Raw genomic sequence first — 26,447 nt, 5'->3', positions numbered from 1 at the left:
CTGAACAATGAAAAAAGCGAATTCAGCACAATGTCTGAATTCGCTTTTTTCTTATTATAACAATCTTCAGTCAATTAACTCCGACTTCTGCAGCAAACGCTGAATCAGAACCGCCACTTCTGCGCGGGTGACATTAGCTTTGGCGTCCAGCTTGCTGCCGCCGCGGCCGGTGATCAAGCCGGCGCTGGCTGCAAGTGCCAGGCTGTCCTTGGCCCAGGCTCCTACGCGGCCTGCATCGGTAAAGGCTGCGAGTACACCTGCTGTATCCACCGTGCCGCTCTGTTCTGCAAGGCCAGTCAGCTTCATCGCCTTGGCGATGATGTTCATGGCTTGCTCACGTGTGATCCGGGCATCCGGACGGAAGGTTCCATCCTCGAAGCCGGTGATCAGACCATACCAGGAGGCTGTTTCGACGGCTGTGGCATACCAGCTATCCGCCGGAACATCGGCAAACTTCGCAGTTTCTCCTCCATACTTCAGTCCCAGACCGCGTACGATAATCGCTGCGAACTCTGCCCGGGTAATGTCTGCATTCGGATTGAACATTGAATCATTCACTCCGTTAATGACCAGACGCGAGCCCATATCGTTCACCGCATTTTTCGCCCAATGCTTATCTACATCCTGGAAGGTCAGCGGATGCCACACTATAGCATAAGAGCTGTTCGTCAGACTGTTAATCTCAGCATAATATCTGCCGTCTTTCTGGATAAGCCGGGTGGGCACATGACGCACCGTTCCAACTGGATCAACGACGATGCCCGTGGTAATCCGGTTCGGATCAATGCCCTGTGGAAGCGCCACTGTCCGCTCAACATAAGCATTGAACTGGCTCACTTCCACTGTTGCTGTACCAGAGGTAGCAGTGACGGTGAAATCCAGCGCTGGGGCAACTAGCGTGAAGCCGTTTCTGCCTGCCGCAGCAGTCACTACCTGATTCATGGATGCCGAAGTTTCGCCAATTGTAATTTTCAGCGTAATATCCTCCAGCTTCACCCCGTTCCCCAGTCTTGCAGCTAACGCTCCGATGTTAATCTGGGATGCAGGTAACGTATAGGTACCCTTGCTTGTCTGAAGCACCAGGGTGGCCGACAGCTCCTCCATGTTCTTGATCATCTGGCCGTTCAATTCTCCGATGATAATGTTGGAATCCAGCATCACCGGAATGGTTACTACAGCCCCATCCCCCTCCGCATCGAGCTTCGCTTGCAGTCTGGCCGGATCTACAACGACGTTCGTTATTCTCACGTTGCCGGAGGTCGTTGTTGTTGCTTTGCCCGCATTCTCCTGCTTGCCGTTCACAAGGACGATTACATCGGTAACCGTAGTTGCCGGATTCCCGGCAGGCGTTCCGCTGCTTGGGTTGCCACTGCTCGGGTTGCTTCCCGGGTTGCCCGGCCCGGGATCTGGTATGACCGGATTAGTCACCGCAACTACCGCTATCGCGCTGCCGTACCTCACTACCTTACCGTCAGCATCAACCTCAGCAATTCCAATCGTATCCCCGTCGGCTGCCGGAATCAGACCCTCACTGCCTACAAGGGTGTATCCGCTCAGAAGGTCTCCCGCATTCGGCACGCTGACACTCCCAGGACCGAAGTTCTTATACAGCAGCTTATGCCCCTCAGCGGGTGCAGGCGTAACCGATATAAGCGTATAGCCGTTATTGGCTGCACCACCCGGGTCACTGGCACTCACAGACAAGTCTTCAGCAGGGATCAGCACATTCGTTGTAAAAGTAAGCATCGTTGCCGGTCCCGCCGGAACAGATCCACTGGCTGCTACCCGGACTTTGACGGTATGCTCACCGCCGAGATCCGGCAGGTTAGTTCCGTCGTACCGTACGTAAGGTCCGTCGTCTACAGCGAATTCCATGCTTGTGTTCAGGCCTATAATCGTATTGCTCTGATCATCTGCGGCTACTTCAGGTGCAGACGGGATAACCGCATCCGAATCATGAACAGTAACCTGAGCAATATTTGAAGCAAAGTCTGTTGCCGTTGCCTTCACACGTACATAATAGGTGTCCGGCGCAAGACCAGCAATCGTTGTGCCGATGACCTCAGTCCAAAGTCCCGCGCTGCCTGCTCTGTATTCCATCTGGACCGTCAGATTCTGCAGAGTACCATCATTGGCTCCGTTGTAGGTCACATCCGTTACACTCACACCAACCGGAGCGGCCTGACGGGCAGGAACAGTTAACAGTTGCACATCACTATCCGTGGTGGTTACCCCGTTGCCCAACTTCACAATACTCAGCGAGGTTCCCAGCCACCCATTGTCTACAGCCAATGTTCCGTCCGTTGCAGCTGTTACTGCCATGCCATTCACCGTGTATAAGCCGTCTGGTGTCAGACCTGATAATTGCTCAGCGGCAAAATCAATGACCGCCGCAGGTGTCACTTCAGCCGTTGCGGTGAACGACATTACCGTAAGTGGCACCGAAGCTGAGGTGAACGCTGTCGCTGTCACCTTCGTCCGCACGTAATACGTATCGGGAGCAAGCCCCGTTACCGTTGTGCCCGCTACATCTGTCCAAGCCCCTGCTGCACCTTTCTTATACTCCATCGCAGGAGTCACATCAACCAGCGTACCGTTGTTCGCATTAATCGCTGTTTCATCCGTCGCTGCTACATCAACAGGCGCTGCCGGACGAGAAGCAACTACCAACGTCTGCGCCGCGCTGTCAATCGTCGTTGAACCATTGCCCTTCTTCACGATGCTCAGCGAGGTTCCGAACCAGCTGCTGTCCAGCACCAGCCTACCCTCGGCTGTCGCCGTTACCGCCAGCGTACCGTTTATCGTGTACGAACCGTTTGGCGCAAGACTTGCCAGCTGTTCAGCCACATAATCCAGATTTGCTGCCGGAGTTGCTTCAGGTATTGCTACGTAAGCCGCCACCCTCACCGTCTGTGCTTCTGAGGCAAACGCTGTCGCTGTCGCCTTCGTCCGCACGTAGTACGTATCGGGAGCAAGCCCTGTTACCGTTGTGCCCGCTACATCTGTCCACGCCCCTGCTGCACCTTTCTTATACTCCATCGCAGGAGTCACATCAACCAGCGTACCGTTGTTGGCATTAATCGCCGTTTCAGCTGTCGCTGCTACATCGGCAGGCGCTGCCGGACGGGAAGCAACTACCAACGTCTGTGCCGCGCTGTCTATCGTTGTTGAACCATTGCCTTTCTTCACGATGCTCAGCGTGGTTCCCAGCCAGCTGCTATCCAGCACCAGCCTACCCTCTGCTGTCGCCGTTACCGCCAGCGTACCGTTTACCGTGTACGAACCGTTTGGTACCAGATCTGTCAGCTGTTCAGCCACATAATCCAGATCTGCTGCCGGAGTTGCTTCAGGTATTGCTACGTAAGCATTCACCGTCACCGTCTGTGCTTCCGAGGCAAACGCTGTCGCTGTCGCCTTCGTCCGCACGTAATACGTATCGGGAGCAAGCCCCGTTACCGTTGTGTCTGCTATAACTGTCCACGCCCCTGCCGAGCCCTTCTTGTATTCCATCGCAGGAGTCACATCAACCAGCGTACCGTTGTTGGCATTAATCGCTGTTTCAGCTGTCGCTGCTACATCAGCAGGCGCTGCCGGACGGGAAGCAACTACCAACGTCTGCGCCGCGCTGTCGATCGTCGTTGAACCATTGCCCTTCTTCACGATGCTTAGCGAGGTTCCGAGCCAGCTACTGTCTATAGCCAGCTTGCCTTCTGCTGTAGCCATCATCGAAGCGCCGTTCACCGTATATGAACCGTTAGCCGTTAAGCCTGTTAATTGTTCAGCTGCATAATCAATATCAGCGGTCGGGGTTACTTCCGGCGCTGGCTTGAACAGTGATACCGTTGCCGTCAGCGGCGATCCGCTGATCGTGTACCCGCTTGGCGAATTCACTGCCACCGATACGTCCCCTTCTTTTTCCACTGAAGTAAGCGCAATGCTCCAAGCTGTTCCTGACCCGCTTAATGCTCCTTTTACCGCAGAGCCTGTATCGCCAGTAATCGTGATGTCATCTGCCGTCAGCCCGGCAATCGCGGGATCGAACGTCAGATCAATCTTCGTCGAGGTGGTGGTTTCGGGTACGCCATCAGCGACCGCCGATTGCAGCACAACCGGAGTGGAGATCTCTGTTGCAAACAGTCTGCCGGTTATTCTGTAATGAGTATCATCGGTATTATCCGTTCTGATGAAGACAAGCTTGTCGCCAAAGGTGGGATGGATAGAGAACTTCGGATAATATTCCACAGCGAACATCCAGCTATCTTCATCATATCCCTGAAATACGACGGGCGCGGAGTCCACCGGCTGATCCGTTGTATAAAGCAAGTTCCCGTTATAGTCATAGTAATTCAGGTAAGCATACTGGGTTCCCGACCACTCTGTACCGTAGTTGTACGCATCGTCGATGGCCTTATTGGACACAGCGTCCGTACTTACGGTTACGAATCCGGGCATGGCACCCTTCTTGTAGACAACGGCTGATGCCGCGGCCAGAGAACCATTCATGGTAAATCCGCCCTGAGCTGCACCCGTGTTGTCATATAAAGAAACACTGGTAACCCCGGTCTGCCAGTGATATTGGCTGAACATGAAGTTCCCGTTGCCCAGTGTAGACAGATACAGCTGCCTCTCATTCATTCTCGCTCCCACATTAATAGTTGTTACGGTGGGGGTTCCGTTGTTATGGAATAACTTCAGATAGATATTATCGTTCGGAGCCCCCGAATTGTAAGCTACCATATACACGCCGTCACCAGCAGCTACATAGGACATGCTCGCATTAGCATCGACCAGCAGTGTTTCACTTGACACGGGTACGCCCGCAGCGGTGAACACACGGGTAACCGTACTCTTGTTGTCATTCCTTTGCCAGGAAAAAGCTATATTCCCGTCAGATAACTCCGCCGCCGATACAAAACGCGTAAGCTGCGGAAGAGTTCCGGCACTGAATGTATTAAGCTGAGTCTGGCCGGTTACCTTCTGGCCTGCCTTGTTAAGCACCATGAAATAGGCATTCGGCGTGCTCTCCGTAACAGTCCCCAACTGCAGATTATTTTCATTGGAGTCACTTTTACTATACGTAATCAATAGATTGCCGTTACTTAGCGCAAGCATACTCACATAAGTCATTTTGTAATAGGTGTCCATCAGGCTGCCCAGGTTAACGTCTGTTGTAAGGGTTCCTGTGCTGTTGTAGATCCTCAGGAAATTAGAGGAGGTGTAGGTATTACCTTGATATACGAATGAATTCAGCAGCACTGCCGTACTTCCATCCTGAAGACCTTGGGCATCCGAAACAGTCTTGCCTGTGGTGCCTGAAACCGGAGGTTCGATGACAAAATCGAGTGTTTCATTAAAAGTTGGCAACGCAGCATAGGCCCGGAGTGATACCATGGGCAGCAGCCCGATCACCAATACCAAAGCCAGCCCGATCTTTCCAAATTTACTTAACATCGCTTTCCTCCTTGTCGAATTGGCTATTCCTTTATAATTGATAACGTTTTTAATAATTGGTTTATCGACATTTTCCGCGTTAAAATTAACAAGTTCGACAAATATATTCACTGAATAATGATATAAATATATATTTAGTCCTTGCATGATGCGAATCAACAAAAACAAATGTAAAAAAGCCGATCTGTCCATTGAACAGAATAGGCCGGGTATGATTTCCCTTACAATTTGCGATTATCTGTGACTATAGTACAATTAATCTTGCCATCAGTCATCTACTTGGAACGAGGAGGGGTTAGTGTGCAGAATATGCAGGATATGCAGGATTTATTTAAGGCGATCATTAAGCAGGACGTCAAACCTTTTTTCTCCGAACGGGGCTATCGTACAAAGGATCTGAATTTCAACAAAACAGAAGGCCAACTCAGCTATACAATCAATATCCAGAAATTCAAGTACAATACACACAAGCAACTCAGCTTCTATGTGAATTACAGTCTTAATTCCGAAGAGCTTGCGCAATATAGGCCTGCTTCGTCTCTGGGCTTGCCTCACTTCTATGTCCGGATCAGGAACATCGTCCCCGCCGCCCCGGAACGCTACTTCCTGACTCCGGAGGTAGATGTGGACAAGTTCACGGCAGACCTGCTGCTCCACTTGGATCAGGGTCTCCAATTCATGTACACCCTAACCGATGCCAGGGCCATTATTGAATACTATATGCCGAAGATAGCACTGCATTTAAGTGAGGAGACCTTCGGGTTCCTGCTGGATACAGGGGATACAGAGACTGCGGAGCAATACCTCAAGCAGCTCCAAGCGAAATACGGCGCCGAGAAGCGCTGGGCGATCTTGGAGAAGAAGTATGCAGCGGTCTGGGAGAAGTACGGGAGGTAATGGCAGCTTCCGCTCCGTCCTTCCTGCGGACAGAATCAAACAGGGCTATTCCGGTCTCATCCGAGACTTCGGAATAGCCCTATTCTTGTCACCTATTCAGGTGTTACAGGTCAGGATAAATTCTCCGTCAGCAGCGTAAACCCTTCAATCACCGCATCCTCCTCGATCTCAATCATGATGCAGCGTTTCCCCTGATAATTCACCTGTCTCACATACTTCAGATCCTGAGGGCTGATCGTGATCGAAGCTACCTTGGTATCAATCTTGATCGACTTGGAGGTGAATTTCGGGATGACACTGCTGGCCTTCATCTCGTAGTGCTTATTATCGACAATGGTCTCGAAAGCGCGCTCCACCTTCTCCATGGTTACGTCCTCTACGCCGCTTGCCTTCAGCACACGCTCCACATCCCGGTAATCCAGCTTCGGCGGCTCTTCCTCATCCGCGTTGTCTTCGATGACCTGGTGAATCTCCTCGTACACCTGGGCAATGGTACCCACATCAATCTGTTCGCCTGCCACTTCTTTTACAATCTCTTCAAAGATAGATCTCTCTTCCATGGCCGTCACAGACCGCTCCGCATTCAGCACCTGCTCAATGAAATGCGGGTTCGGATTATTCGCGCTTCCCGTACAATACAGTACACGGTTCACATCCGAATAGTTGTCCGTCACACTCGGGTAGAAGAAGCCTTGCTCCGGCGTGCTCAGCTTGATAATCGGGTCAACCATGATATTATACTTGAATTCCCGTTCTACATAATCGAATAAAAGCGTCTTGCGCTGCTGCTCCGTGGAATTCACACTGCACAGGATGAACGGATGAGCGAATACCTCGTCCTTCCCGGTCTCCTCGGCTTCGTCATTACGCGCCTTGGTCGGCCGGAAGTATTGCCCCCGTACGAATGTGATGACCGCATCCTTCTCATACTTGGCATCCACCAGCATTTTGTCCACCAGCATGAGCATCAGGTCCTGCCACTCCTCCGGGTCACCGGTCACCAGTCCCTGGTGAAGCATCACCTGCGACGGCTCCTCCGCTTCCTCCAAGAACTTCAGCTCGAACAGCTTATGGTCCAGCTCCCCGGTCAGCAGCTTGCGGAAGTTGCTCATATACAGCTCCTGCTTCTCACGTTCCAGCATCGCGAACGGCTGGCGCTCGAAATGATAGATCTCGTTGGTCTCCTTCATAATATACACGTTGAGAATATCGTACAGATTCAGCTGATCGTGATCCATCTTAAACTGCTTACGTATATGTGCGGCTTCTTTCTTGATCATGGTTCGTAACACAGCTCCTAGGAAATAAATTGGTTGTTCCATATAAACGATAGTAGAAACCCTACGCCTGCCGCCCCATCATCCCCAGATAGCGATCCAGCTGCTGTTCTTCCAGAGAGGCTACCATGTCCGCGAAAGGCTTAAGGTCCCGGTGCACAGCGTAGGCTTCGAGGGCATTGAAGTAATCCAGCCGTGTCTCCTTGGCTATGGAAACCGGAAGATATCCATTCGCCAGCAGCTGATAATTCATGATTAGACGCGAGGTTCTCCCATTCCCGTCAGCGAATGGATGGATACGCACGAATTCAGCATGGGTCCAGGCCGCAAGCTCTATGATATCGGCGGTACTCTTGTCAGCTAGATCCGCATAAAAGTTCTTCACCTGCTGGTACATTTCATTGGGTGGCGGCGGTGTATGGGATGCTCCTGATATATACACCTCAACGTTCCGGTAGACACCGCCTACCATGATATTCTCAGTCAGTACAGCATGGATATCCTTAATAATACCTTCATCCAGCGGCTTCCCATCATGAATACAGGCTTTAATATACTGGTAGGCTTTATTATGGTTAATCACCTCGTATATTTCCCGAAGCATTTTGCCGCCTACGGATAACCCTTCCTCCAGAACCACCTTGGTCTCCAGAAGGGTCAATGTATTGCCTTCAATCGCGGTTGAGTTATGCGTATACTCAAGTTCAAAGGCCTTGACGTAGCTATTGACGGTAATGTCCGGGAGTTTATCTTTAACCTGATCATATAAGGCCTTTTTACGCACTATTTCAGGGTATCCCATTCGGCTCACTCCTTTCTTGTCCTAACGGCATAGCTGTAAGTCAATTGATTTCAAATATAGCACTAAATATATCCCGGTTGTAAGCGATTCTCATCTGTACTACCGCCCGGTTCAAATTTCATGACCGCCCTCCACATCGCCCCGCTTGACCGCATACATCCGTTTGTCCGCATGACGCAGCAGAGCGTCCGGGGCCGTCCCGTCCCGCGGGTACAGACTGATTCCGATGCTCATATCGATCCTCAGCTCTTCACCCTCGTAATCAAGCGTAGCCTGCGTAGCAGCTATATGCAGCCGTTGCTCCAGCTCTGCGGCGGTTAGCCCCTCCCGTCCTACAGGGCAGAACAGCACGAATTCGTCACCGCCGAAGCGGGCAGCCAGCCCGTAGGGCTGGACCAGCTCCCGGACCATGACGGCCACCCGGCATAACACCAGATCTCCGGCCTCATGACCCCAGCGGTCGTTCACCTGTTTGAACCTGTCGAGATCAATCAGCAGAATAGCCAGCTCCCCGCCGGTCCGGTCCGCCTCCGCAAGGGCTTCTCCCAGCTTATCGTAGAACTGCCTGCGGTTCGGCAGCTCCGTCAGCGGATCATGATAAGCCATGAAGGCAATTTGACGCAAATGCTGATTGCGCAACCGGATGTCACGAATCAGCAGAACGGCATAGATCTCATGATCCACGGTTACGTAATCCCCGTTAATCATCACCTCGATCATCCCGTCACCACTACGCAGCACTGCTTCGATTTCGCCGATATCCTCCTGTGCCTTCAGCTTGGCCACGATATCCGCACCGCCCAGATCGGCAAGATTCGCCGGGCCAAGCGCCAGCCGGTCGAACATCTTATTCGCACTCGGATTTGCTTCCTTGATGCTGCCGGACAGCGAGACGAGCAGCGCGGCCTGTGAGTTGATCTGAAACATCTTTTGGTAGCGCTGTCCGGCATGATTGAGGAACTCATACCTCTGCATGGATAGACGCAGGACGAAGCACCAGATCAGCCCGCCGTATATGTACGTATAGGGCGGCAACACCTCACCGAACCGGAAATAGCCGAATACGGCTACCCAGAGGATCGTAACCCAGGAGCCGTACTCCAGCAGCTTGAAGATGCCCTTATGCTCTTGATAGGCCGGATCGGCAGCACTCCACTTGCGCGCACTGCGCAGCATGGCGATAGGCACGAAGCTAAGCAGCAGGCTTGCCGTCAGGGTTCCATAATAGGCTGCATTCGCCACCGGCCATTTCCACACACCGGATGTCGTGAACATCTCTACAGACGTATAGGAACGTTGACTAATAAGTCCGGCTGGTATAGCCAGCACCAATATATGTAACAGATAGGGATACCACGGCTTCGGCATCCGCTTATGCAAGCCGATTAACCGTGCCATGAGGTGAAATCCAAGCCCTGGAATGAGGATACCCACATTGGCGAACCAGGCTGCAGCCAGTACGGGACTATATTCAATCGGCAGCATATATCGGATGTACTCCTCCAGGAACATCAGGAAGTAGCACAGAATCGATACACTCACCAGACGATGTTCAATCTTCTTCGGGTTGCGCAGCAGCACATCCATCCCCATGTAGAAAAAGAAGAGCATCGGCAGCCAATAACAGACGACAGGTATCCACACTTGGGTCGGGCTCATTTCTCTTCTCCTCTACAATCTGTCGCCAGGAATATCTTCACTTCAATATATTACCGGGCGGTGATGCCGTCAATGGACAGATCAGTTCGCTTGATTCATGTATACATACTGACTCTGGAACAGCATATCATAAGCTTCATTTCGGGTGAACAGATTAGTGTGGGTATCGTAGGCTACCACCCTTCCGGCTTGCAGCACCATTACCTTGTCGCAGCCTTGAATCGTAGATAGACGATGGGCAATGGAAATCATGGTTTTCCCGGAGGACAAGCCCTGAAGCTCAGTAATAATGTCACTCTCATTCCCGTGATCCAGAGCGCTTGTGCTTTCGTCGAATATAATAATGTCCCTGTCCTGCAATAACACCCGGGCAATGGATAAGCGCTGCTTCTGGCCTCCGGAGAGCTTAACCCCCTTCTCCCCAATCCTCGTATCCAGCTGATGCTCCAGTGATTCAATCCATTCATAGATACTCGCTCTGCGGCAGCACGCTATCAGCTCTGCTTCGGTTGCACCGGCCTTAGCCAGCAGCAGGTTCTCTCTGATCGTCATATTGAACAGGACGGGTTCCTGCACAACGATGCTTACTTTGCCAGAGACACTCTCGCCGTTCACCTCAGATAGATCTATACCGCCGATGCTGACCTTTCCTCCTTGCGGCTTCATCTGCCCTGTCAGCAGTTTAGCAAGAGTAGACTTGCCGCTGCCGCTTTGACCGGTGATAGCCAGATGTTCCCCCCTGCTCACCGAGAACGAAATCCCCTCAAGCGCGAAAGAATCGTTCCCCTCATAGCGGAAATGCAGATTCTGAACGTCTATATCCATTCCGCTAATGCGTTTGTAAGGCCGCTTGTCCGCTTCTGCATGTAATAGCCCGATCACTTTACTAATATTCACCGAATCATTCTTGTAATTCATCAGACCATTGCTAATTCTCTCGATGAACCCGAAGAACTGCCCATAGAAGCTGATGAACACCAGCAGTACGCCGACCTGTGAATAGCCTTGAATGACAAATATCCCGCCGATGAAGTAGATAAATAGCTGCGTAATGAAGTTTTTGGTGAAGAATGAATAGGAAATCCCCAGATGCAAATAGAGCTGATTAAGGAACCAGACCGGGCGGATCTTCTTATAATGTCCGTTCAGTTCAGCGAGCTGTGCCTCCTCCAGATTGTTGGTCTTAATATCCTTCCAGTTCTGCAGATTCGCATGTAAAAAAGATTCATATTGGTTCTGCAGCTTCCATAATTCTTCTCCGGCCTTCCGTGTCCTCTCTCCCAGGAAATTAACTGTATACAAAGACACGGGAACAAAGACGAAGCTAAGCAGCGCAATCCGCCAGTCGTAACACAGTAAGATAATAGCCAGCGCACCGGCATATACGACCGCATAGCTATAATCCAGTATATGTGTCGTGAAGAACTTCCCGGCAACGGCAGCATCTTGCTCAATCCGGCTTTTAACATCGCCCATACTATATGTGCTGTATACCTCATGATCAAGGCGGAGCAATTTATTCAACAGTTTATGCTTGAGCCGCAGATCATACTTCAGGATTAGCTGGTTGGAGAACCGCTGGCTGACTGCAATCCCGATCGTCGTAAGCAGGAATACCGCCAGATAACCAGCAAGGACCGGCCACAGCTCGTTCAGGTGCTTATCCACTAGAACCTGCTTGACCAACAATGAGTACAGGAACAATGGAATTAGTCCGCACACCAGATTCCACAGCTTGAGCAGGGCGAGCACCAGGAGCGGCTTGCGAATACCCCCGATCTCACGGGTTAATGCCTTGAATGTAACCAGTCGTGTCATACGGCCTCCCCTCCTGCACACTGTTCGCTGAATAACTCCCTATATGTTGTATTGCTTCTAATCAGTACGTCGTGAGTATCATAGCCTTGGACAACGCCGCCTTCCAGCACTGCGATTCTGTCACAGCTTCGGATGGTAGAGAGACGGTGAGCGATGATGATCAGTGTCCGGTCTTGCGCAAGCTCGCTCATCATTTGCCGGATCAGCCCCTCATTCTTGCTGTCGAGGGAAGAAGTCGCCTCATCGAAGACCAATATCTTCGGGTTCTTGACCAATATTCTCGCAATCGCCAGACGCTGCTTCTGCCCGCCGGATAATTCCTGCCCGTAAGTCCCCAGCCACGTGTCCAGCCCTTCAGGAAGGCTAAGGACAACTTCGTACAGAGCGGCCTTCTTAAGCGCCTCCAGCAATAGATCATCATGGTCCCGGTTGTTCGAGAACGAAAGATTATACCGCAAAGTGTTATCGTAGATAACCGTCTCCTGATGGACTATCCCCACCTGGCTCCGCAAGCTGTGCAGGTTGTAATCGTTGACATTCACGCCATCAATCACAAGCTCGCCGCTGTCCACGCTGTATAGATTATTGAGCAGGTTCCCCATGGTTGTTTTGCCCGCACCGCTCTTTCCGACAATGCCAATGGTGCTTCCCGCCTCCACACGGAGATTGAATCCGTTCAGCACCGGCCGATCCTTGGTATATCCGAAGCAGACATTATGAAATTCAACCGTCCCCTCCTTGATGGATGACGGCGGCTGCAGTTCCCGGTAATCCTCTTCCTCTTCATTCAGGATATCCACTACACGCTGCAAGGAGACCGTCTGCCCCCAGATGTCGGCCATCTTGCTGTTGATCGAGCTGAAGTAGTTCACAGCCATATTGAAATAGCTGGCGGCGGCGACAAAAACACCAAGCTGCATTCGGCCGCGCACAATCAGATGGGCACAGATAATGAAGAGCAGGAGTTGGGCGGCAAGCATGATGAACGAATTCACCCTTTCGGTGGTCACTTCGATTCTTCCGTTGTCTACATTCATTCTATGGATAGAGACCGTTCTTCTTAGATATGTACTTGTTACCTTCTTCCCTGCACCCAGGACCTTGACCTCCCGCAAATTCTTCACGATCTCGAATAAATAAGAGGATAGCCTCCCCTGTTCCGTCCGGATATCCTTGTTAACCTTCTGTACTCTGTTCTTGAAGACCTTCGAAGCAAAAAACACGGCGGGAACCAAAACGACCGTAAAAGCCCCCAGAAGAACGCTGTAGTAAAACATGAAGCCGGCAGCGAATACAATATGCAGCAGGTTGGAATATCCCCAAAGTCCGCTCCAGAATACCAGATTCATAATATCCTTGGCATCGCGGTTCATCCGGCTGATCAGATCCCCGCTGTACATCCCGGAGAGGTCCTTGCCTTGCTGATGTAATATTTTGTTGAACAGTGCCCGCCGGATATCGAAGACAAACCCCGTCATTAGCTGTGAGGAAATGAGATTATTGAATGTCGCAATGACGAACTGATTGACAAAGAGGATACCGGCATAGATCAGGCACAAGTGCAAAAAGGCGCTCATGTCTTTATCATAAAAAGCGATATTGATTAACTTCCCGCCCAGGAACGGATACATCAGGTTGACCATAGTCATCAGTGTAGTGACAAGGAACCCGCATACAAACACCCATTGGTGCATCCGCATGAACTTAATGACCCACTGCCTTGAAGTCACAGCCCCACCCCTCTTCCATATATTCACAAAGATTATTGTAGCACAAACGTTCGTATGGAAGAGTGACGAGTTTCTGACTATAGATGGTTTAGCACGCAAAAAAAGACACGAGTCCCTCCGTGTCTTTTGTCCAAATATAAGAATTTATAGGTTGCACACGATAACTTATCCTTCTATTTCCCTCTATAACCCTTCCACCATATCCCGCTTGCGATAGCCCATATAGCCTATCCCCATCATGGCGATACTGATTCCTGTCATCATCATAAAGATGGCTCCATCAAAGTTATCCATCGGCATCCGCGGAATCCAGCTTTGAACCGCTGTTCTGGAGAACCATTCCGGTAAATCCAGAATTCCTCCAAAGTAGTTCAGCGCAAAAGAATAGCCAAGATAAGCATAAATCACCTTGCCCAGCTTCGGCGCCCAGCCTAAAGCCAGAGCCGCAAGTCCGGTAAAGAACAGCACAGAAGGCAGGAAGTTATAGCCTGCAGCGAGGAAGTCTCCCATATTCATGGACGAGCTGTCCCCCATTGCAGATATTGCCGTGCCCCCAAGACCGCTTGAAGCCAGCACAATACCCACTAGTCCGGCAATGATTGCCATAATGACACTCGTCCAATAGAGCTGAGCCCGGGTCACTTTGGTTGAATAGATCTGGCTCAAATGCAGCCGCGCTTCTTCCGAGAACAGCTTATTAACAATGGCAATGGGTAGAATAGAAACCAGCCCAATCATGACCATCATAATCGTTCCAGTGAATGATTCTTCGATGGACACCCCGGCTATCGTGAACATTTGACTCATCACTTCATTGCTTGCCAGGAAGGTCTGCATATCTCCATAAATCGAGCCATAGGCCGCCCCCATAATTACAAAGGCAATCAACCAGCTAATGATAATGCCTTGGTTAAGCTTCATAAACAAACCGGGTACAGACAACAACGACTGTCTCGCTGCCCCGCGCCCTTCTCTTTCCGGTAAATAACCAGCCCCCATATCTCTTCCGCCCTCAAGGGCAAAAGCAATAATCACCACAATAGTACTGAAGGCTACGGACAAAATCAGGGGAACCGCATTGTTGTCTGTAAAAGGATAGGTCAGATAGATCCAGCTCATAGGATTGATCATTGAGAAATCAACATTCGATACATCCGTACCGGCCCGAATAATGTAGAGCAAACCCACAATCCCCAGTGATGAACCCGTTGCGCCGGATGAAGTTGGCATAATTTGTGCCATCACCAATGCAATCGCAGCTCCCACAATACCAGCCATCCCGATGGAGGCGCCAAACAAAAATGATCCCCCCGCCGAGATCGTATCTACACCAAAGCTAGTCATAACCCCGCCAATCAGAAGGGCTAATACAATATTGATGAGGACGACTTCAGCGATCACCGCAAACGAGTTCGCTTGACGCCCCACTTGAAAGGAACGCACCAGTTCTGTAAGCCCGCGCTCTTCTTCTTTGCGGGTATGGCTCACAACATGCAGAGCAGCGATAATCATCGCAAACAAACCACAGAATAACAGCATCTCATTCGCATACATAGCACCCAAGGTATAATCAGCCGCGGTGTTCACCGGTGTCGGTCCAACCATTGAGATCATAGCGGGATTGCGTAAGGTCTCATACATCCCCTGCAAGCCTTGCCCCTTGCCGATTTCTTCAAAAGCTGGAACATAACCCGCTGAGAATAAACCCAGGCCCAAAATCCAGACTGTTATTTTTTTCCAGTCACGTTTCAGATACAGCGCAAATAACACATTCCAACGTGCAAATTTTTCTTGCATCGCATGTCCCTCCATTTCAGCTCTTAGACTTGATAATGCCGCATGAATAAGTCTTCCAGCGTTGGCGGTACAGCTTCGAACCTCTTCACCCCTAATTTTGCCGCTTGGGTCAAAATCTCATTAATATATTCATTATCCGCAGAGAATGTCGCCTGATTGCCTTGGTGCTTAAAGTCATGGACACCATTAACAGATAGCATCTCAGCCACATCCCCCTCAGTTACCAGAGTCACTATAGAACGGGTCAGGTGGCGCAATTCATTCAATGTCCCGGTTTCAACCACTCTTCCCTGACGAATGATAACCACCTTGTCTGCCAGACGTTCCACTTCACTCAGAATATGAGACGATAGTAAGATTGCTTTCCCGGTATGCTTGATCTGCTCCACCTCATCCTGAAAGACAGCCTCCATCAACGGGTCAAGCCCGGAAGTCGGTTCATCGAAAATATACAAATCGGAGTCCACAGACAATGCCGCAATGAGGCCAACCTTTTGCCGGTTTCCTTTGGAATAACCCTTAGCCTTCTTCTTAGGATCGAGTTCAAAACGCTGAATCAGATAATCCCGTTTATCCTTGTCTCCTCCGCCATGCAATTTAATAAACAGATCAATAATTTCGCCGCCTGTTAAGTTGCCCCACAGAGCCACATCGCCTGGAACATAAGAGATGCGCTTATGAATCTCCAGGCTATCCTTCCATACATCCTTGCCAAAGATCTTCACATCCCCGGCATCACGATTGATGATCCCCAGCAAAGTACGAATGGTTGTTGACTTACCCGCGCCATTTGGCCCAATAAAGCCCACAACCTCCCCGGCTTTTACGGTGAATGTCACATCATGCAGCGCTTTGAATTTCCCGAACTTTTTTTGCAGGCCTTGCACCCTCACAATTTCATCCATAGCACTAAAACTCCTTTTAAAAACAGTTTTAGTAACGTGCTTTCCAGTTCAAAGCAAGGTCAGCTCCAGATAAATATGAACTATTAATAGTATTAAAGTTCATATTTAATGAATTATCCCTTTGTTTTAAACCAAAGTTCATTTACATCTTCAGTTATAGCTCTTTTTATTCTCTCAGTCAATTTAAAAGTCAAAAGTTATGAACTATCGTAAGCTTGATAACCCATAACTATAGCTATATAATTAATATGAAGGAAAATTGTGAACTAAACCATTCCATAATATATTTATTCACTTGAAATAGAAAGCAGGAATGATACATGAACGGTTTCGAAAAGCGGACCCAGGAGAAGAAAAACCAAGTATTAGAAGCCACCTTTAACCTGATGAATTCTGATACCGGTATAGAGAAATTAACAATGGAGGAGATCGCTGAACAATCCAACGTTGGCAAAACAACGATTTTTAAATATTTCGGGAGTAAGGAGAATCTTATTCATGAGGTTTTTAAGTATTTTTTGGATAAAATGGGGAACACCGCCCGGGGGATTATGGCCGAGAATAAACCCTTTGAAGAAACACTCATTGCCATGAGTCAGACCAAAATTCATTATCTGGACAAAATCAAAAAAGAGTTTTATTTAGAGATGATGGATTACTTCACCATGAAGGGGGAGGATGGCTTATCTATGATGATGCAGGAATACGCTAAGGAAAGCTTTAATATCATGCTGGATTTATTCCACCGCGGACGTAAGGAAGGCAAGGTTGATCTGAAATATTCGGATGAATTTCTTTTGATATACTTCCAGGCCTTAGTTGAAGGGATCTCCAGCCCGCATATCTACGGCAGGATCGTTCCTTACACCGCCCAATGGACAGACATGCTGATTAAAGGTATTGCGCCAAGTCCTCCGTCCAGTTCAGCCTTTAAATAAGCAATGGGTATACTATCCCCGCCAACCAAAAACGCCTCAGAGATCGTCTCTGAAGCGTACTAACTTGCAACATGTATGTCATTTCAATTCAAAGCCACCGGCTGCTGCTCAGGCCAGCAAGGCCCGGGCTACCTGATCCACAATACAATTGATGCCTGTCGGTCCATAGCAGCCGATCCAGGTAGCCGCATCCACCGCGTATATACGCTGCCGCTGGTCTGCATCCAGTATGCCCCTCACGCTTTGCTCTGTCATAGAACTTCCGTCCTGCATCCTCTCGTTGCTAAGCAGGAAATAGTAGTTGGCATGCACAGCCGGCAGGCTGTCGACGGAAATATGATAGGCCGTGTCGGAGGTATCTGCAACAAACAGCGGAGCAGGCAGACCCAGGTCCCGGTACAGCACAGCGCCGGTGCGGTGAGCAGCCGTATGTACCCGGACCACGGACTCCCGCGGACGGATCAGAGCCACGCTCCTGCCCGACAGTACCGGCGCAAGCTCTGCCGACAGCAGTGCCGTACGGCGGAGGTAATCGGCAATCATACGTTCCGCTTCCACCCGCTTGCCCGTCAGTTCGCCGAACAGGCTCAGAATCGTCTGCCAGCTCTCATTGCGCTTGAACATGATCGTTGGAGCTATCCGGCTTAAGCGTTCATAGTGCAGATCATGCACCTCGGTACAGATAATCAAATCCGGCCGCAGCCGTTCTACAGCCTCCAGGTCCGGGTACTCATAGGTTCCGAGCATTTCCGTTGCCTTAAGCCTCTCCCGGAAATACGGGGGGAAATTGAGCGCCCTGCTGCCGAAGCCTACACTTCCTGCAGGAGACATCCCAAGCGCAAGCAAATGGTCAGCATATTGAACGTCTAGTACAGCAATGCGCTGCGGAGTAGCGGTGACACAATATTCGCCCCGCAGATGGGATATCACCGGGCTCTGCAGTGACTCGCGTGAGGAGGCCAAGCCCTCTAGCAGTCCTGAAGAAGCAGAGACCGTACCGGGGCCTGAAGCGGCAGTGCGCCTGTAGAGCTGCGGGGGGACGCCATAATATTTCTTGAACGCCCTGCTGAAATAATACATGTCGCGGTAGCCTGTTCTTTCAGCGATTTCGCCGATGGGAGCATCCGTATAACGCAGCATCCGCTCTGCGCTCTCCATCCGCAGCCGGATCACATATTCCATCGGCCCGACCAGCATCTCCTGTTTGAACCGCCGCTGGAGCTGTCTCGCGCCGCATCCGGCAAGCGCAGCCAGCTCTTTAAGCTCCAGGTCCTGACGATAATGCCCCGCTATATAAGCGGCGACAACATCCACCATATCCGGCTCTGCGCCGCCCCGGCCGCGTTCATGCTCCATAATAAGCTCGTAGAGCATGCTTTGCAGCAGCGCATTGGCATGGAAGCGTTCCAGCCCTTCACCCCGGCCCCATTTGGACGCAATCCTGTCCGCCGCCATATGCAGCTCCGCCGGGAGCGCGGGATGGTGAACGAACGAAGTGCGTAGCGGATGATTGCGCTGCGGGAAGAGAACATGGGCGGCTCCCGCCACAGGAATGGCCTTGTAGCTAATAACAGTATAATGAATGTTGTCTGATCCCGCAGTTAGAGCAAAGGCTGATCCCTTAACAGCGTGACAAGCAAAAGAGGCCTGGACATGGCAAGCTTCACCATTAATCACAAGCCCTCCTTGCCCGCCGCCTGCCAGCAGCAGCATATTTGCCGCAAGTCCCGTTTCGCTCAGAACCCCGCCCGGCGGCACAGTCCCGCTGCGTACGTCAAGTGTCTTGACCGCCGTATCACTCCATAGACTTGCCTGTTCTTGTTGCGGCATTTCTCTCATCTCCTGACAACAGTATCCTATGCTTAACGGATAGACCTGCTGTCATTTTAATTGAGATTCATTCTCATTGTCAATTTTCGGGCATTTCCGGCAATATTCCCCCGACATCCGGTAATAGAAACAGCAGGTCATGCGCTTGCTCTTCGCAACCGGAGCCTTGTCATTCCCCTCTGTGAACCGGGTGAACGGATTGCGTCTTGCCCTGAACAATTGTCCGGGAGCCGTCCGGGCCAGAAACGCAAAATCCTCCTGCATCCGCGCCCTTTCTTGACCGGAATGGTCTGTTCCAGGCGCATACAGCGGGGCAATACGCACCATAATATTCTCCCACAGCACGGCCATGGAGACAGGCCCAATGGCAGCAAGCGTCTGCAGCATCGGCGCAAGCTGTACTGCAAAAATCTTCTCTGCAGCCTTCTCCCGCCACATTCCCCTGTCTTCCGGCGGTGATGCTGACCGAAGCCCGTTCAGCGCCAGGAAAGGGAACGTCGTCACTTCTGCAGAAGCCGGATGATAGAGGAAGCTTCGGTCCAGCGGGAAGAAAACTTCGCGATTATGAAAGGTCATGGCGGTCAATAGCGGCGCGATCCACAGATAGCCGATCCGCTTGGCCAGCATGGAAGCCGCAACCTGCATGTCCGGCGCGCCGATATATTCCTTAAGCCAGCTGACATATTCGCGGCATGCAGCTTCATCCTGCAGTTGGCTCAGTGCAATAGTACGGACGCTGCCTGCGGGCGGCTCACCCAGCCACAGCTTGTAATCCTCCGCCAACTCCCTCCAGGGGGCCGACGACAGATAGTGGTCCATCTCAATGAGCTCCAAGCAGCGCTTCCGAGGCCTGATCTACAATGATATTGATTGCAAGGGGACCATAGTAAGCGATCCAGAGCGTTGAATTAACGTCGTATGCACGGTTATTCTTGACTGCATCAAGGGATTTCCAGATCGGACTGCTGGCCAGCACCTCTGCTTCTTTGGCGAACAGATCATCCGAGAGCAGGAAATAATGATCTGCTCCGACATCAGCGACAGTCTCCATCGAGATTTCAACCGAGGTATCATCTTTGATCGCCTGAACGAAGGCAGGCGCATTTAACCCCAGGTCCTCATACAAAATGCTTCCGGTCCGGTGCTCCGGACCATGCACACGAATCCCTTCCGGTCTCGGACGAATCAGCGCAACCGTCTCGTCGCCCAGCTTCGCCGACAGCTGCTCCCGTAGACCGGTGATTTTGTCCTCGTAGGCCTTCTTCACCACTTCAGCCTCTGCCTGCTTGCCTGTTATGGTACCGATGGTAGCCAGCGTATCCCGCCAATCCTCATAGAAGTCCAGGACGATTGTAGGTGCAATTTTGCTGACACTCTCATAGACCTCCTCCTGGAAGTTGGTCATCAGAATCAGATCCGGGTTCAACGCCACAATCGCCTCCAGATTGGGCTCATCCCGTGTACCAAGGACCTTCACACCTGCCATTTGCTCACTCAAATACTCCGGGAACTCGTCCTTTGTTCCAGCAACAACACTGCCCTCCGGTTTCTCTCCAAGCGCGATCAGCTGATCAGCGAATTTCACGTCAAGCGCAGCAATCACCTTCGGCTTCTCCGTCAGGGTATATTCACCCTTGATATGGGTGAGGGTAACCGGATAGGCTGCAGCAGTCTGCGGCTCCGGCGATGCCTGAGCCTGTGCTTCAGAGGCCGGAGACGGTTCAGCTGCCGCTGTCGGCTGTGCGGCTGAACCTGCCTTATTAGTGCCCCCTCCCGTCCCGCATGCCGTCAGCACAAGCACCAGCGCCAGCATCCATATCATGAACAGTCCTGATTTTTGGGTGGCGTTGCTCTTGCTGCCGGTCCTCTTTTTCCTTGTTGCTCTATTCATTTCGACTCCCCCATCTCTGTATTATGTGATAATGATTTTCATTATCATAATTGTTACAGCGAGTATAGCCGATTCAGAGCCTCTGTTTCCATGTACTTTTGCGACATTGCAGCCGGATAAATGCGACATGGGCTGGTTACATTTGGCCTATGTTTCGTACCCAGTCCAATTGTGTTCGGTCTTTCGATTACATTTGGTCCACATCAGAGGGAGACTATAATTTCCTAAACAATCAGCAAGCCCGCATCCTGTTGCCGGATGCGGGCTTGCTTTGTATGAACCGTTGCTACCTATTAATGAAGTTAAGCCCAATATTGGTGGGCAATCTCTTGCCCCTGTCTGATCTTCGCCCACTGCTCGGCTTCCGTTAATTCGTTGCCGCCGTCGCAGGACGCGAAGCCGCATTGGTGGGAGAGCAGTAATCTCTCCTTCGGAATGATCGTAGAGGCCTCATCCAGCATGCGGAGGACACGGGTCTCATCGTCCAGAGTGTTCGTCTTGGAGGACAGCAGGCCCAGTACGATCTCCGTCTCCGGTCTATCCTTGAACACAGCAAGTGCCTCCAGCGAACCAGCGCGTTCGTCGTCCCACTCCAGGAAGAAGCGGTCGTACTTCAGCTGCTTCAGGAACAGGTTGGCAATCTTCACATAGGAGCCGCCGCCCATATTCCGGGAATCATAGTTGCCGCGGCAGTTATGCGTCCACATTTTCAGCCCCAAGCTATGTCCGTAATCAATAATGGTATTGTTAATATCGATGAATTCTGTGGCGAGACTCTGAACTTCCTCATGGTTGATTTTCTCGCCGGTGAATGGCGAATTCGGATTATCGTCCGCGAACAGCTCCCAGAGGCAGTCGTCGAATTGCAGAATTTTCCCGCCAGCGGCCGCGAATTCCTGTACAAAATCCTTATACGCCGTCACCAGACCCGCCTTCAGCTCATCACGGTTCTGGTACACTGCATTAGCGCCACCAAGGTTATCCGACCAGGACAGCTCTCCGAAGATATGGGACGGCGAAGGTACGCACAGCTTCGTCTCGCGGTCGCCGGCAAGGGCTTGAAGCTTAAGGTAGGGCTGAAGGAAATGATGATTCTTTCCGCCCAGCTCGCCTGTAATGCGTAGGCCGATATCTTTTCGCGTCTCGTATTTGGAGGTGCCGTCAATGTCTCTGAAGAAATACCCGTGAGGTGCGATATAACGCTCAATCCCCTGGAAGCCCCACACGAAGTCCAGATGCCACATCGACTTGGAATACTCCCCATCCGTCAGAATGGACAGCCCATTCTCGCGCTCTTGCTCGACCACAGCCTGAATCGCCTCAGCCTCGCACTGCTCATAACCCTGGAAATCCTGGTAAAAAGGATACTGGATATCATCCCGGTGTTCAATTTGCTGTTTATATTCTAGTAGCTCCGCCGGACGCAGCAGGCTGCCTACGATCTGAAATCTGTTGCACATGGTTAGTCCTCCTCTATTCTCACTCATCTCTGTCTCTTGTGTCTAAATTCTAGCATGGAGGACTCAGAGGTACGTAACACTTAAAAATGATACCTGGTTATAGTGAAAGGTTATAGTGCGGCAGACCGGATCTACAATCTCTGACCGCTTCGTAAGACAATCGTAATACTTAGCTTAGAGAATCGTAAGCTCTCTTGCTTATTCTTATCCATGTAATCAAAAAAACCGATGGAGCGTGATAAACATGGTTAAAGGTAAATCAGGCAAAAGGTTCATGATGACAGCAGCATTGGTGCTCTCTCTGGCGGTGTCCGGAATAGCCGGTGCGGCAGCAGGAATCAAAACGATGAAAAAGGACGGCATGGAGCTGATGAACCTAAGACAGGCCGCCATGATGTACGGCTACAGCATTGAATGGAACAGCAAGGACCGCTCAGTATCGCTAATGTACATGGACAAGATGATGGATGACGACAAAATGATGGACGACGACAAAATGATGGACGACGGCAAAATGATGGACGACGGCAAGATGATGGATGACGGCAAGATGATGGACGATGGCAAGATGATGGACGACGGCAAAACGATGGACGATAGCAAGATGATGGACGACGGTAAGATGATGGACGACGGCAAGATGATGGATGACGGCAAGATGATGGATGACGGCATGAAGCCGATGGGTAAGATGATCAAGGTAATGATTGGGTCGAAAAAAATGATGGTCGACGGTAAAACAGTCAACCTGAGTATGGCCCCTGCTCTCTACGATGGCAGCACTTATGTGGTGGACATGGTAGTGGCTGACTACATGAAGCCTGCCAAGGCTATGAAGTAAGACGGACTGAGCTATACCATCACCATATGCTATGATGGAGTCAAATGTATTTTTCCGAATATGGGGTGGGTTAAGGTGAATGAACGGGTACTGGTCGCTGATGACGATTCAAATATTACCGATGTGTGCCGCAGGTATCTTGAACGGGAAGGTTATCTGGTGATCACCGCCAAAGACGGGGTAGAAGCGCTGGAGCTATGGCGCAGTCAGACTCCCAGCCTGATTGTGCTCGATCTGATGATGCCGCATAAGAATGGCTGGGAAGTGTGCAGTGAGATCCGGCAGACCGAAGATGTCCCGATCATTATGCTGACGGCGCGCGGGGAGGAACAGGATCGTCTGATGGGGCTGACGATGGGTGCAGATGATTATCTGACCAAGCCCTTCAGTCCAAGAGAACTCGTGCTGCGTGTGCGGGCGATCCTGCGCAGAATGCGGGTGGTTCAGGCATCGCCTGTTACCGCGGCTGAACACACCATTAAGTATGAAGGACTTACTATAGACGTGGCGAAGCGTACCGTGGAGATCAGCGGGCAAGCGATTGACTTGACGGTTACAGAGTTCGAGATGCTGTACTTACTGGCAAGTCATCCCGGCCAGGTGTTCTCGCGGACCCAGATTCTGAGCAAGATCTGGGATTTCAGCTACGAGGGAGATACCACCACAGTTACCGTGCATATCCGGAGATTACGGGAGAAGATCGAACAGACTCCCTCTGACCCGAAATATATCAAGACGGTCTGGGGAATAGGCTATAAGTTTGCGGGTGATGGCATCTAATGAAACTGCGTACGTATCTATTGTTGTCCAGCCTCACGGGGATTGGGGTCCTGTTGATCTGTCTATTCGTCAGCTACTCCAAAATGCTCCTCAACATCAATCAGCTCTACTGGTTGTCCGGTATAACGGCGGGGGTAGGCTTACTATCCTTCATCCTGCAGCATTTGCTGACAAGGCCGTTAGAGAAATCCATTGCACAGATTACACAGCAGACAGTACGAATTGCCGAGGGGGATTTCCATACCGAAGTCCCCTTAATCGGCCCGCAGGAGTTCAAGCTCCTGGCACAGCAGTTCAATGTAATGAGCTTCAAATTGAAGGAAAGCTTCGACAACCTGCACCACTCGGAATCCGCACGGCGGGAACTGATTGCGAATGTCTCCCACGATCTGCGGACCCCCCTCGCCTCCATTCAATCGTTCGTTGAAGCGCTGGAGGACGATGTCATTCAGGACGAAGAGACTTTTCAGCGTTATCTGAATACCATCCGGCTGGAGACGAAGCGGCTCGGAGGGCTGATCCATGATCTATTTGAATTATCCAGTCTGGAAGCCAAAGGCGAAATCTTCGACCCGCTGCCTTGTCATGCGGATGAGCTGCTGATCAGTACGCTGGAGAGCTTCTCTTTTCACCTCACGGAGAAGAAGCTGAACGTGGAGATTGAGCTGCCGGATAAACTGCCTGCCGCTCTGATGATGCCGACGCAGATTAAGCGGGTCTTGTCCAATTTATTGCAGAATGCCATTCAGCATTCACCTATGGAAGGTAAGATCGTGCTGGCTGCCGCTGAAGAGGGTCAATACCTGCGAATCTCAGTGACCGATGAAGGTCAGGGGATTGAAGCGGAGGAGACGGCACGCATATTTGAACGGTTCTACCGGATTGACAAAGCACGCAGCAAGAACAACGGGGGCGCCGGTCTGGGCCTTGCCATCGCACAGTCGATTGTTGAGCTTCATGGCGGTGCCATTGGGGTGCACAGTGTTCAGGGAGCAGGCAGCTGCTTCTGGTTCACCGTTCCCATCTATATCAGCCGGTAAGCCTTAGGGCCCGGGTAAGCAGCATTTATTAAGGTGGTGACTGATTTGGCCGGTGAATCTATATTTCTGTTCGGCGTGTTTGGCGCAGGGCTGTTATCGTTTTTTGCACCCTGTATTCTGCCGTTGCTTCCGGTATATGTGTCTTATCTGTCTGGAAGTATAGCGGATGGTACGAATCAGGGAGTGGCTGACACCAGCTCCTTCCGGTTTCGTTCCAGCTTCATGATGCGGACGTTGTTGTTCGTGCTTGGACTATCTGTAGTCTTCATCTTGCTTGGCTTCGGTTCCGGCATCCTTGGCAATATCATATCCAGCCCGAGATTCATTGCTATCTGCGGAGCCATCGTTATCTTATTCGGGATCTATCAGACAGGCCTCATTAAGTTATCTTGGCTGGAACGTGAAAAAAAGCTATCCAGCAATCGTGTGGCCAAAGGCGGATATATAGGCGCCTTCCTGCTTGGTCTGACGTTCAGCTTCGGCTGGACTCCCTGCATCGGCCCGGTACTCGCAGGTATTCTCAGCATCGCCGCCGGTGAAGGCTCTCCTGCTTATGGAGGCTTCCTTATGTTCCTGTATACGCTCGGTCTAGCGATCCCCTTCCTGATCATGTCCGTATTCTCGGAAGTTCTGGTGAAGCGGATTCGCCGCTTGTACAGATTCATGGGAGGAATCAAAATCGCATCCGGCTGTATGCTGATTATCATGGGACTGCTGCTGATGACAGACCGGCTGAACACGATTGTCGGCTGGATTCAATAAATCGTTAGGAGGGGTTAGCTATGAGGAGTGCGTGGAAATGGATGGGATATGTCCTGGTGATTGGCGGAATGCTGTCGCTCCTGATGGCCTGTGGTACGAAACCGGACGCAGCGGCCGGCAATACCGGCTCCCCCGCTGCAATGGACAAAGGAAAGCCTGCCCCAGATTTCGCCTTACAGGATCTGAAGGGTAACTCTCTACAGCTTGCGGATCTTCAAGGGAAGAAAGTATATGTGAAGTACTGGGCTTCCTGGTGTTCCATCTGTCTGGCCGGTCTGGAGGACCTCAATACCTTGGCCGGGCAAGAGAATGACTTCCAGGTGGTCACGATCGTTACACCGGATGCCAAGGGCGAAAAGTCCTCCAAGGAATTCACAGAGTGGTTCAACAGACAGTCTTATGACAACTTAACTGTGCTTTTGGATGAGGATGGGGTATGGGCCAAGAAATTCGGAGTCCGGGCATTCCCCAGTTCCTATTATATTGATGCCGACGGTAATCTAGTGAAATCACTCCCGGGTCATGCTTCCAATGAGCAAATTACCCAGACCTTCGAGGGAATGATGTAA

The 26,447-nt window shown here is 51.1% G+C and carries 19 protein-coding genes; 7 read left to right on the top strand and 12 right to left on the bottom strand.

Going from position 1 to position 26,447, the window contains the following annotated elements:
• Positions 1–66: 66 nt before the first annotated feature.
• Positions 67–5,451 (bottom strand): S-layer homology domain-containing protein, encoded by a 5,385-nt coding sequence (locus KDC22_RS03875; RefSeq protein ID WP_211722137.1) that lies wholly within the window; start codon positions 5,449–5,451, stop codon positions 67–69.
• 309 nt (positions 5,452–5,760) lie between these two features.
• On the opposite strand from KDC22_RS03875, the gene KDC22_RS03870 reads away from it, so the two are divergent.
• Positions 5,761–6,348: a DUF4304 domain-containing protein gene (locus KDC22_RS03870; protein WP_246553642.1), complete on the top strand. Its 588-nt coding sequence runs from the start codon at positions 5,761–5,763 to the stop codon at positions 6,346–6,348.
• 110 nt (positions 6,349–6,458) lie between these two features.
• Here the strand turns inward: KDC22_RS03870 and KDC22_RS03865 are convergent, their stop codons facing one another.
• The 7 genes from KDC22_RS03865 to KDC22_RS03835 form a co-directional block, all read right to left on the bottom strand.
• Complete coding sequence (locus KDC22_RS03865; RefSeq protein WP_173138366.1) at positions 6,459–7,628, bottom strand: DUF4317 domain-containing protein; 1,170 nt, start codon at positions 7,626–7,628, stop codon at positions 6,459–6,461.
• Positions 7,629–7,689: 61 nt separating this feature from the next.
• Positions 7,690–8,427: a Fic family protein gene (locus tag KDC22_RS03860; protein ID WP_211722135.1), complete on the bottom strand. Its 738-nt coding sequence runs from the start codon at positions 8,425–8,427 to the stop codon at positions 7,690–7,692.
• Between the two features lie 111 nt (positions 8,428–8,538).
• Positions 8,539–10,086 carry a diguanylate cyclase domain-containing protein gene (locus KDC22_RS03855; protein ID WP_211722134.1) on the bottom strand — a complete coding sequence of 516 codons (1,548 nt, stop codon included), beginning with the start codon at positions 10,084–10,086 and terminating at the stop codon, positions 8,539–8,541.
• A gap of 81 nt (positions 10,087–10,167) precedes the next feature.
• Entirely contained in the window at positions 10,168–11,904 is a 1,737-nt protein-coding gene (locus tag KDC22_RS03850; protein WP_211722133.1) for an ABC transporter ATP-binding protein, read from the bottom strand.
• Positions 11,901–13,604 (bottom strand): ABC transporter ATP-binding protein, encoded by a 1,704-nt coding sequence (locus KDC22_RS03845; protein WP_211722132.1) that lies wholly within the window; start codon positions 13,602–13,604, stop codon positions 11,901–11,903. Before KDC22_RS03845 ends, KDC22_RS03850 begins: the two co-directional genes overlap by 4 nt.
• Positions 13,605–13,817: 213 nt before the next feature.
• A complete protein-coding gene (locus KDC22_RS03840) occupies positions 13,818–15,431 on the bottom strand; it encodes an ABC transporter permease (protein ID WP_211722131.1) in 1,614 nt (537 codons plus the stop codon).
• Positions 15,432–15,454: 23 nt separating this feature from the next.
• Positions 15,455–16,336 (bottom strand): ABC transporter ATP-binding protein, encoded by an 882-nt coding sequence (locus KDC22_RS03835; RefSeq protein WP_173138378.1) that lies wholly within the window; start codon positions 16,334–16,336, stop codon positions 15,455–15,457.
• 320 nt (positions 16,337–16,656) lie between these two features.
• On the opposite strand from KDC22_RS03835, the gene KDC22_RS03830 reads away from it, so the two are divergent.
• Positions 16,657–17,274 carry a TetR/AcrR family transcriptional regulator gene (locus tag KDC22_RS03830; protein WP_211722130.1) on the top strand — a complete coding sequence of 206 codons (618 nt, stop codon included), beginning with the start codon at positions 16,657–16,659 and terminating at the stop codon, positions 17,272–17,274.
• Between the two features lie 108 nt (positions 17,275–17,382).
• Here KDC22_RS03830 and KDC22_RS03825 read toward each other — a convergent pair whose 3' ends face one another.
• The 4 genes from KDC22_RS03825 to KDC22_RS03810 all read right to left on the bottom strand — a co-directional run bounded on the left by KDC22_RS03825 (position 17,383) and on the right by KDC22_RS03810 (position 22,455).
• Positions 17,383–19,104 (bottom strand): AraC family transcriptional regulator, encoded by a 1,722-nt coding sequence (locus tag KDC22_RS03825; RefSeq protein ID WP_211722129.1) that lies wholly within the window; start codon positions 19,102–19,104, stop codon positions 17,383–17,385.
• Positions 19,105–19,155: 51 nt separating this feature from the next.
• Positions 19,156–19,923: an IucA/IucC family C-terminal-domain containing protein gene (locus tag KDC22_RS03820; protein ID WP_211722128.1), complete on the bottom strand. Its 768-nt coding sequence runs from the start codon at positions 19,921–19,923 to the stop codon at positions 19,156–19,158.
• Position 19,924: 1 nt separating this feature from the next.
• The gene (locus KDC22_RS03815; protein ID WP_211722127.1) at positions 19,925–20,995 is read right to left on the bottom strand and encodes an ABC transporter substrate-binding protein; all 1,071 of its coding nucleotides are present in this window, start codon (positions 20,993–20,995) and stop codon (positions 19,925–19,927) included.
• 302 nt (positions 20,996–21,297) lie between these two features.
• Positions 21,298–22,455 carry a cobalamin-independent methionine synthase II family protein gene (locus KDC22_RS03810; RefSeq protein WP_211722126.1) on the bottom strand — a complete coding sequence of 386 codons (1,158 nt, stop codon included), beginning with the start codon at positions 22,453–22,455 and terminating at the stop codon, positions 21,298–21,300.
• 244 nt (positions 22,456–22,699) lie between these two features.
• Between KDC22_RS03810 and KDC22_RS03805 the strand changes: the two genes are divergently transcribed.
• The 5 genes from KDC22_RS03805 (at position 22,700) to KDC22_RS03785 (ending at position 26,447) form a co-directional block, all read left to right on the top strand.
• Positions 22,700–23,296: a stalk domain-containing protein gene (locus tag KDC22_RS03805; RefSeq protein WP_211722125.1), complete on the top strand. Its 597-nt coding sequence runs from the start codon at positions 22,700–22,702 to the stop codon at positions 23,294–23,296.
• A 75-nt stretch (positions 23,297–23,371) separates the two neighbouring features.
• Positions 23,372–24,076 (top strand): response regulator transcription factor, encoded by a 705-nt coding sequence (locus KDC22_RS03800; RefSeq protein WP_173138391.1) that lies wholly within the window; start codon positions 23,372–23,374, stop codon positions 24,074–24,076.
• Positions 24,076–25,116, top strand: coding sequence for a sensor histidine kinase (locus tag KDC22_RS03795; RefSeq protein ID WP_211722124.1), 1,041 nt, complete (start codon positions 24,076–24,078; stop codon positions 25,114–25,116). Before KDC22_RS03800 ends, KDC22_RS03795 begins: the two co-directional genes overlap by 1 nt.
• A 33-nt stretch (positions 25,117–25,149) precedes the next feature.
• Positions 25,150–25,878, top strand: a complete 729-nt coding sequence (locus KDC22_RS03790) for a cytochrome c biogenesis CcdA family protein (protein ID WP_246553275.1) — start codon at positions 25,150–25,152, stop codon at positions 25,876–25,878.
• Positions 25,879–25,898: 20 nt separating this feature from the next.
• On the top strand, positions 25,899–26,447 hold the full coding sequence (locus tag KDC22_RS03785) for a TlpA family protein disulfide reductase (RefSeq protein ID WP_173138397.1): 549 nt from the start codon (positions 25,899–25,901) through the stop codon (positions 26,445–26,447).

The sequence above is a fragment of the Paenibacillus tritici genome (assembly GCF_018207515.1).
Taxonomy (GTDB): Bacteria; Bacillota; Bacilli; order Paenibacillales; family Paenibacillaceae; genus Paenibacillus_AQ; species Paenibacillus_AQ tritici.
This window is presented reverse-complemented; position numbering and strand designations above follow the sequence as displayed.

Excerpts from the sequence above, each read along its gene's own strand:
- KDC22_RS03820 (WP_211722128.1), bottom strand. The coding sequence starts at position 19,923 with ATGGACCACTATCTGTCGTCGGCCCCCTGGAGGGAGTTGGCGGAGGAT.
- KDC22_RS03855 (WP_211722134.1), bottom strand. The coding sequence starts at position 10,086 with ATGAGCCCGACCCAAGTGTGGATACCTGTCGTCTGTTATTGGCTGCCG.
- KDC22_RS03865 (WP_173138366.1), bottom strand. The coding sequence starts at position 7,628 with ATGATCAAGAAAGAAGCCGCACATATACGTAAGCAGTTTAAGATGGAT.
- KDC22_RS03815 (WP_211722127.1), bottom strand. The coding sequence starts at position 20,995 with ATGAATAGAGCAACAAGGAAAAAGAGGACCGGCAGCAAGAGCAACGCC.
- KDC22_RS03830 (WP_211722130.1), top strand. The coding sequence starts at position 16,657 with ATGAACGGTTTCGAAAAGCGGACCCAGGAGAAGAAAAACCAAGTATTA.
- KDC22_RS03870 (WP_246553642.1), top strand. The coding sequence starts at position 5,761 with ATGCAGGATATGCAGGATTTATTTAAGGCGATCATTAAGCAGGACGTC.
- KDC22_RS03785 (WP_173138397.1), top strand. The coding sequence starts at position 25,899 with ATGAGGAGTGCGTGGAAATGGATGGGATATGTCCTGGTGATTGGCGGA.
- KDC22_RS03795 (WP_211722124.1), top strand. The coding sequence starts at position 24,076 with ATGAAACTGCGTACGTATCTATTGTTGTCCAGCCTCACGGGGATTGGG.
- KDC22_RS03840 (WP_211722131.1), bottom strand. The coding sequence starts at position 15,431 with ATGCAAGAAAAATTTGCACGTTGGAATGTGTTATTTGCGCTGTATCTG.
- KDC22_RS03875 (WP_211722137.1), bottom strand. The coding sequence starts at position 5,451 with ATGTTAAGTAAATTTGGAAAGATCGGGCTGGCTTTGGTATTGGTGATC.
- KDC22_RS03810 (WP_211722126.1), bottom strand. The coding sequence starts at position 22,455 with ATGTGCAACAGATTTCAGATCGTAGGCAGCCTGCTGCGTCCGGCGGAG.
- KDC22_RS03835 (WP_173138378.1), bottom strand. The coding sequence starts at position 16,336 with ATGGATGAAATTGTGAGGGTGCAAGGCCTGCAAAAAAAGTTCGGGAAA.
- KDC22_RS03825 (WP_211722129.1), bottom strand. The coding sequence starts at position 19,104 with ATGCCGCAACAAGAACAGGCAAGTCTATGGAGTGATACGGCGGTCAAG.
- KDC22_RS03850 (WP_211722133.1), bottom strand. The coding sequence starts at position 11,904 with ATGACACGACTGGTTACATTCAAGGCATTAACCCGTGAGATCGGGGGT.
- KDC22_RS03845 (WP_211722132.1), bottom strand. The coding sequence starts at position 13,604 with ATGCGGATGCACCAATGGGTGTTTGTATGCGGGTTCCTTGTCACTACA.
- KDC22_RS03805 (WP_211722125.1), top strand. The coding sequence starts at position 22,700 with ATGGTTAAAGGTAAATCAGGCAAAAGGTTCATGATGACAGCAGCATTG.
- KDC22_RS03860 (WP_211722135.1), bottom strand. The coding sequence starts at position 8,427 with ATGGGATACCCTGAAATAGTGCGTAAAAAGGCCTTATATGATCAGGTT.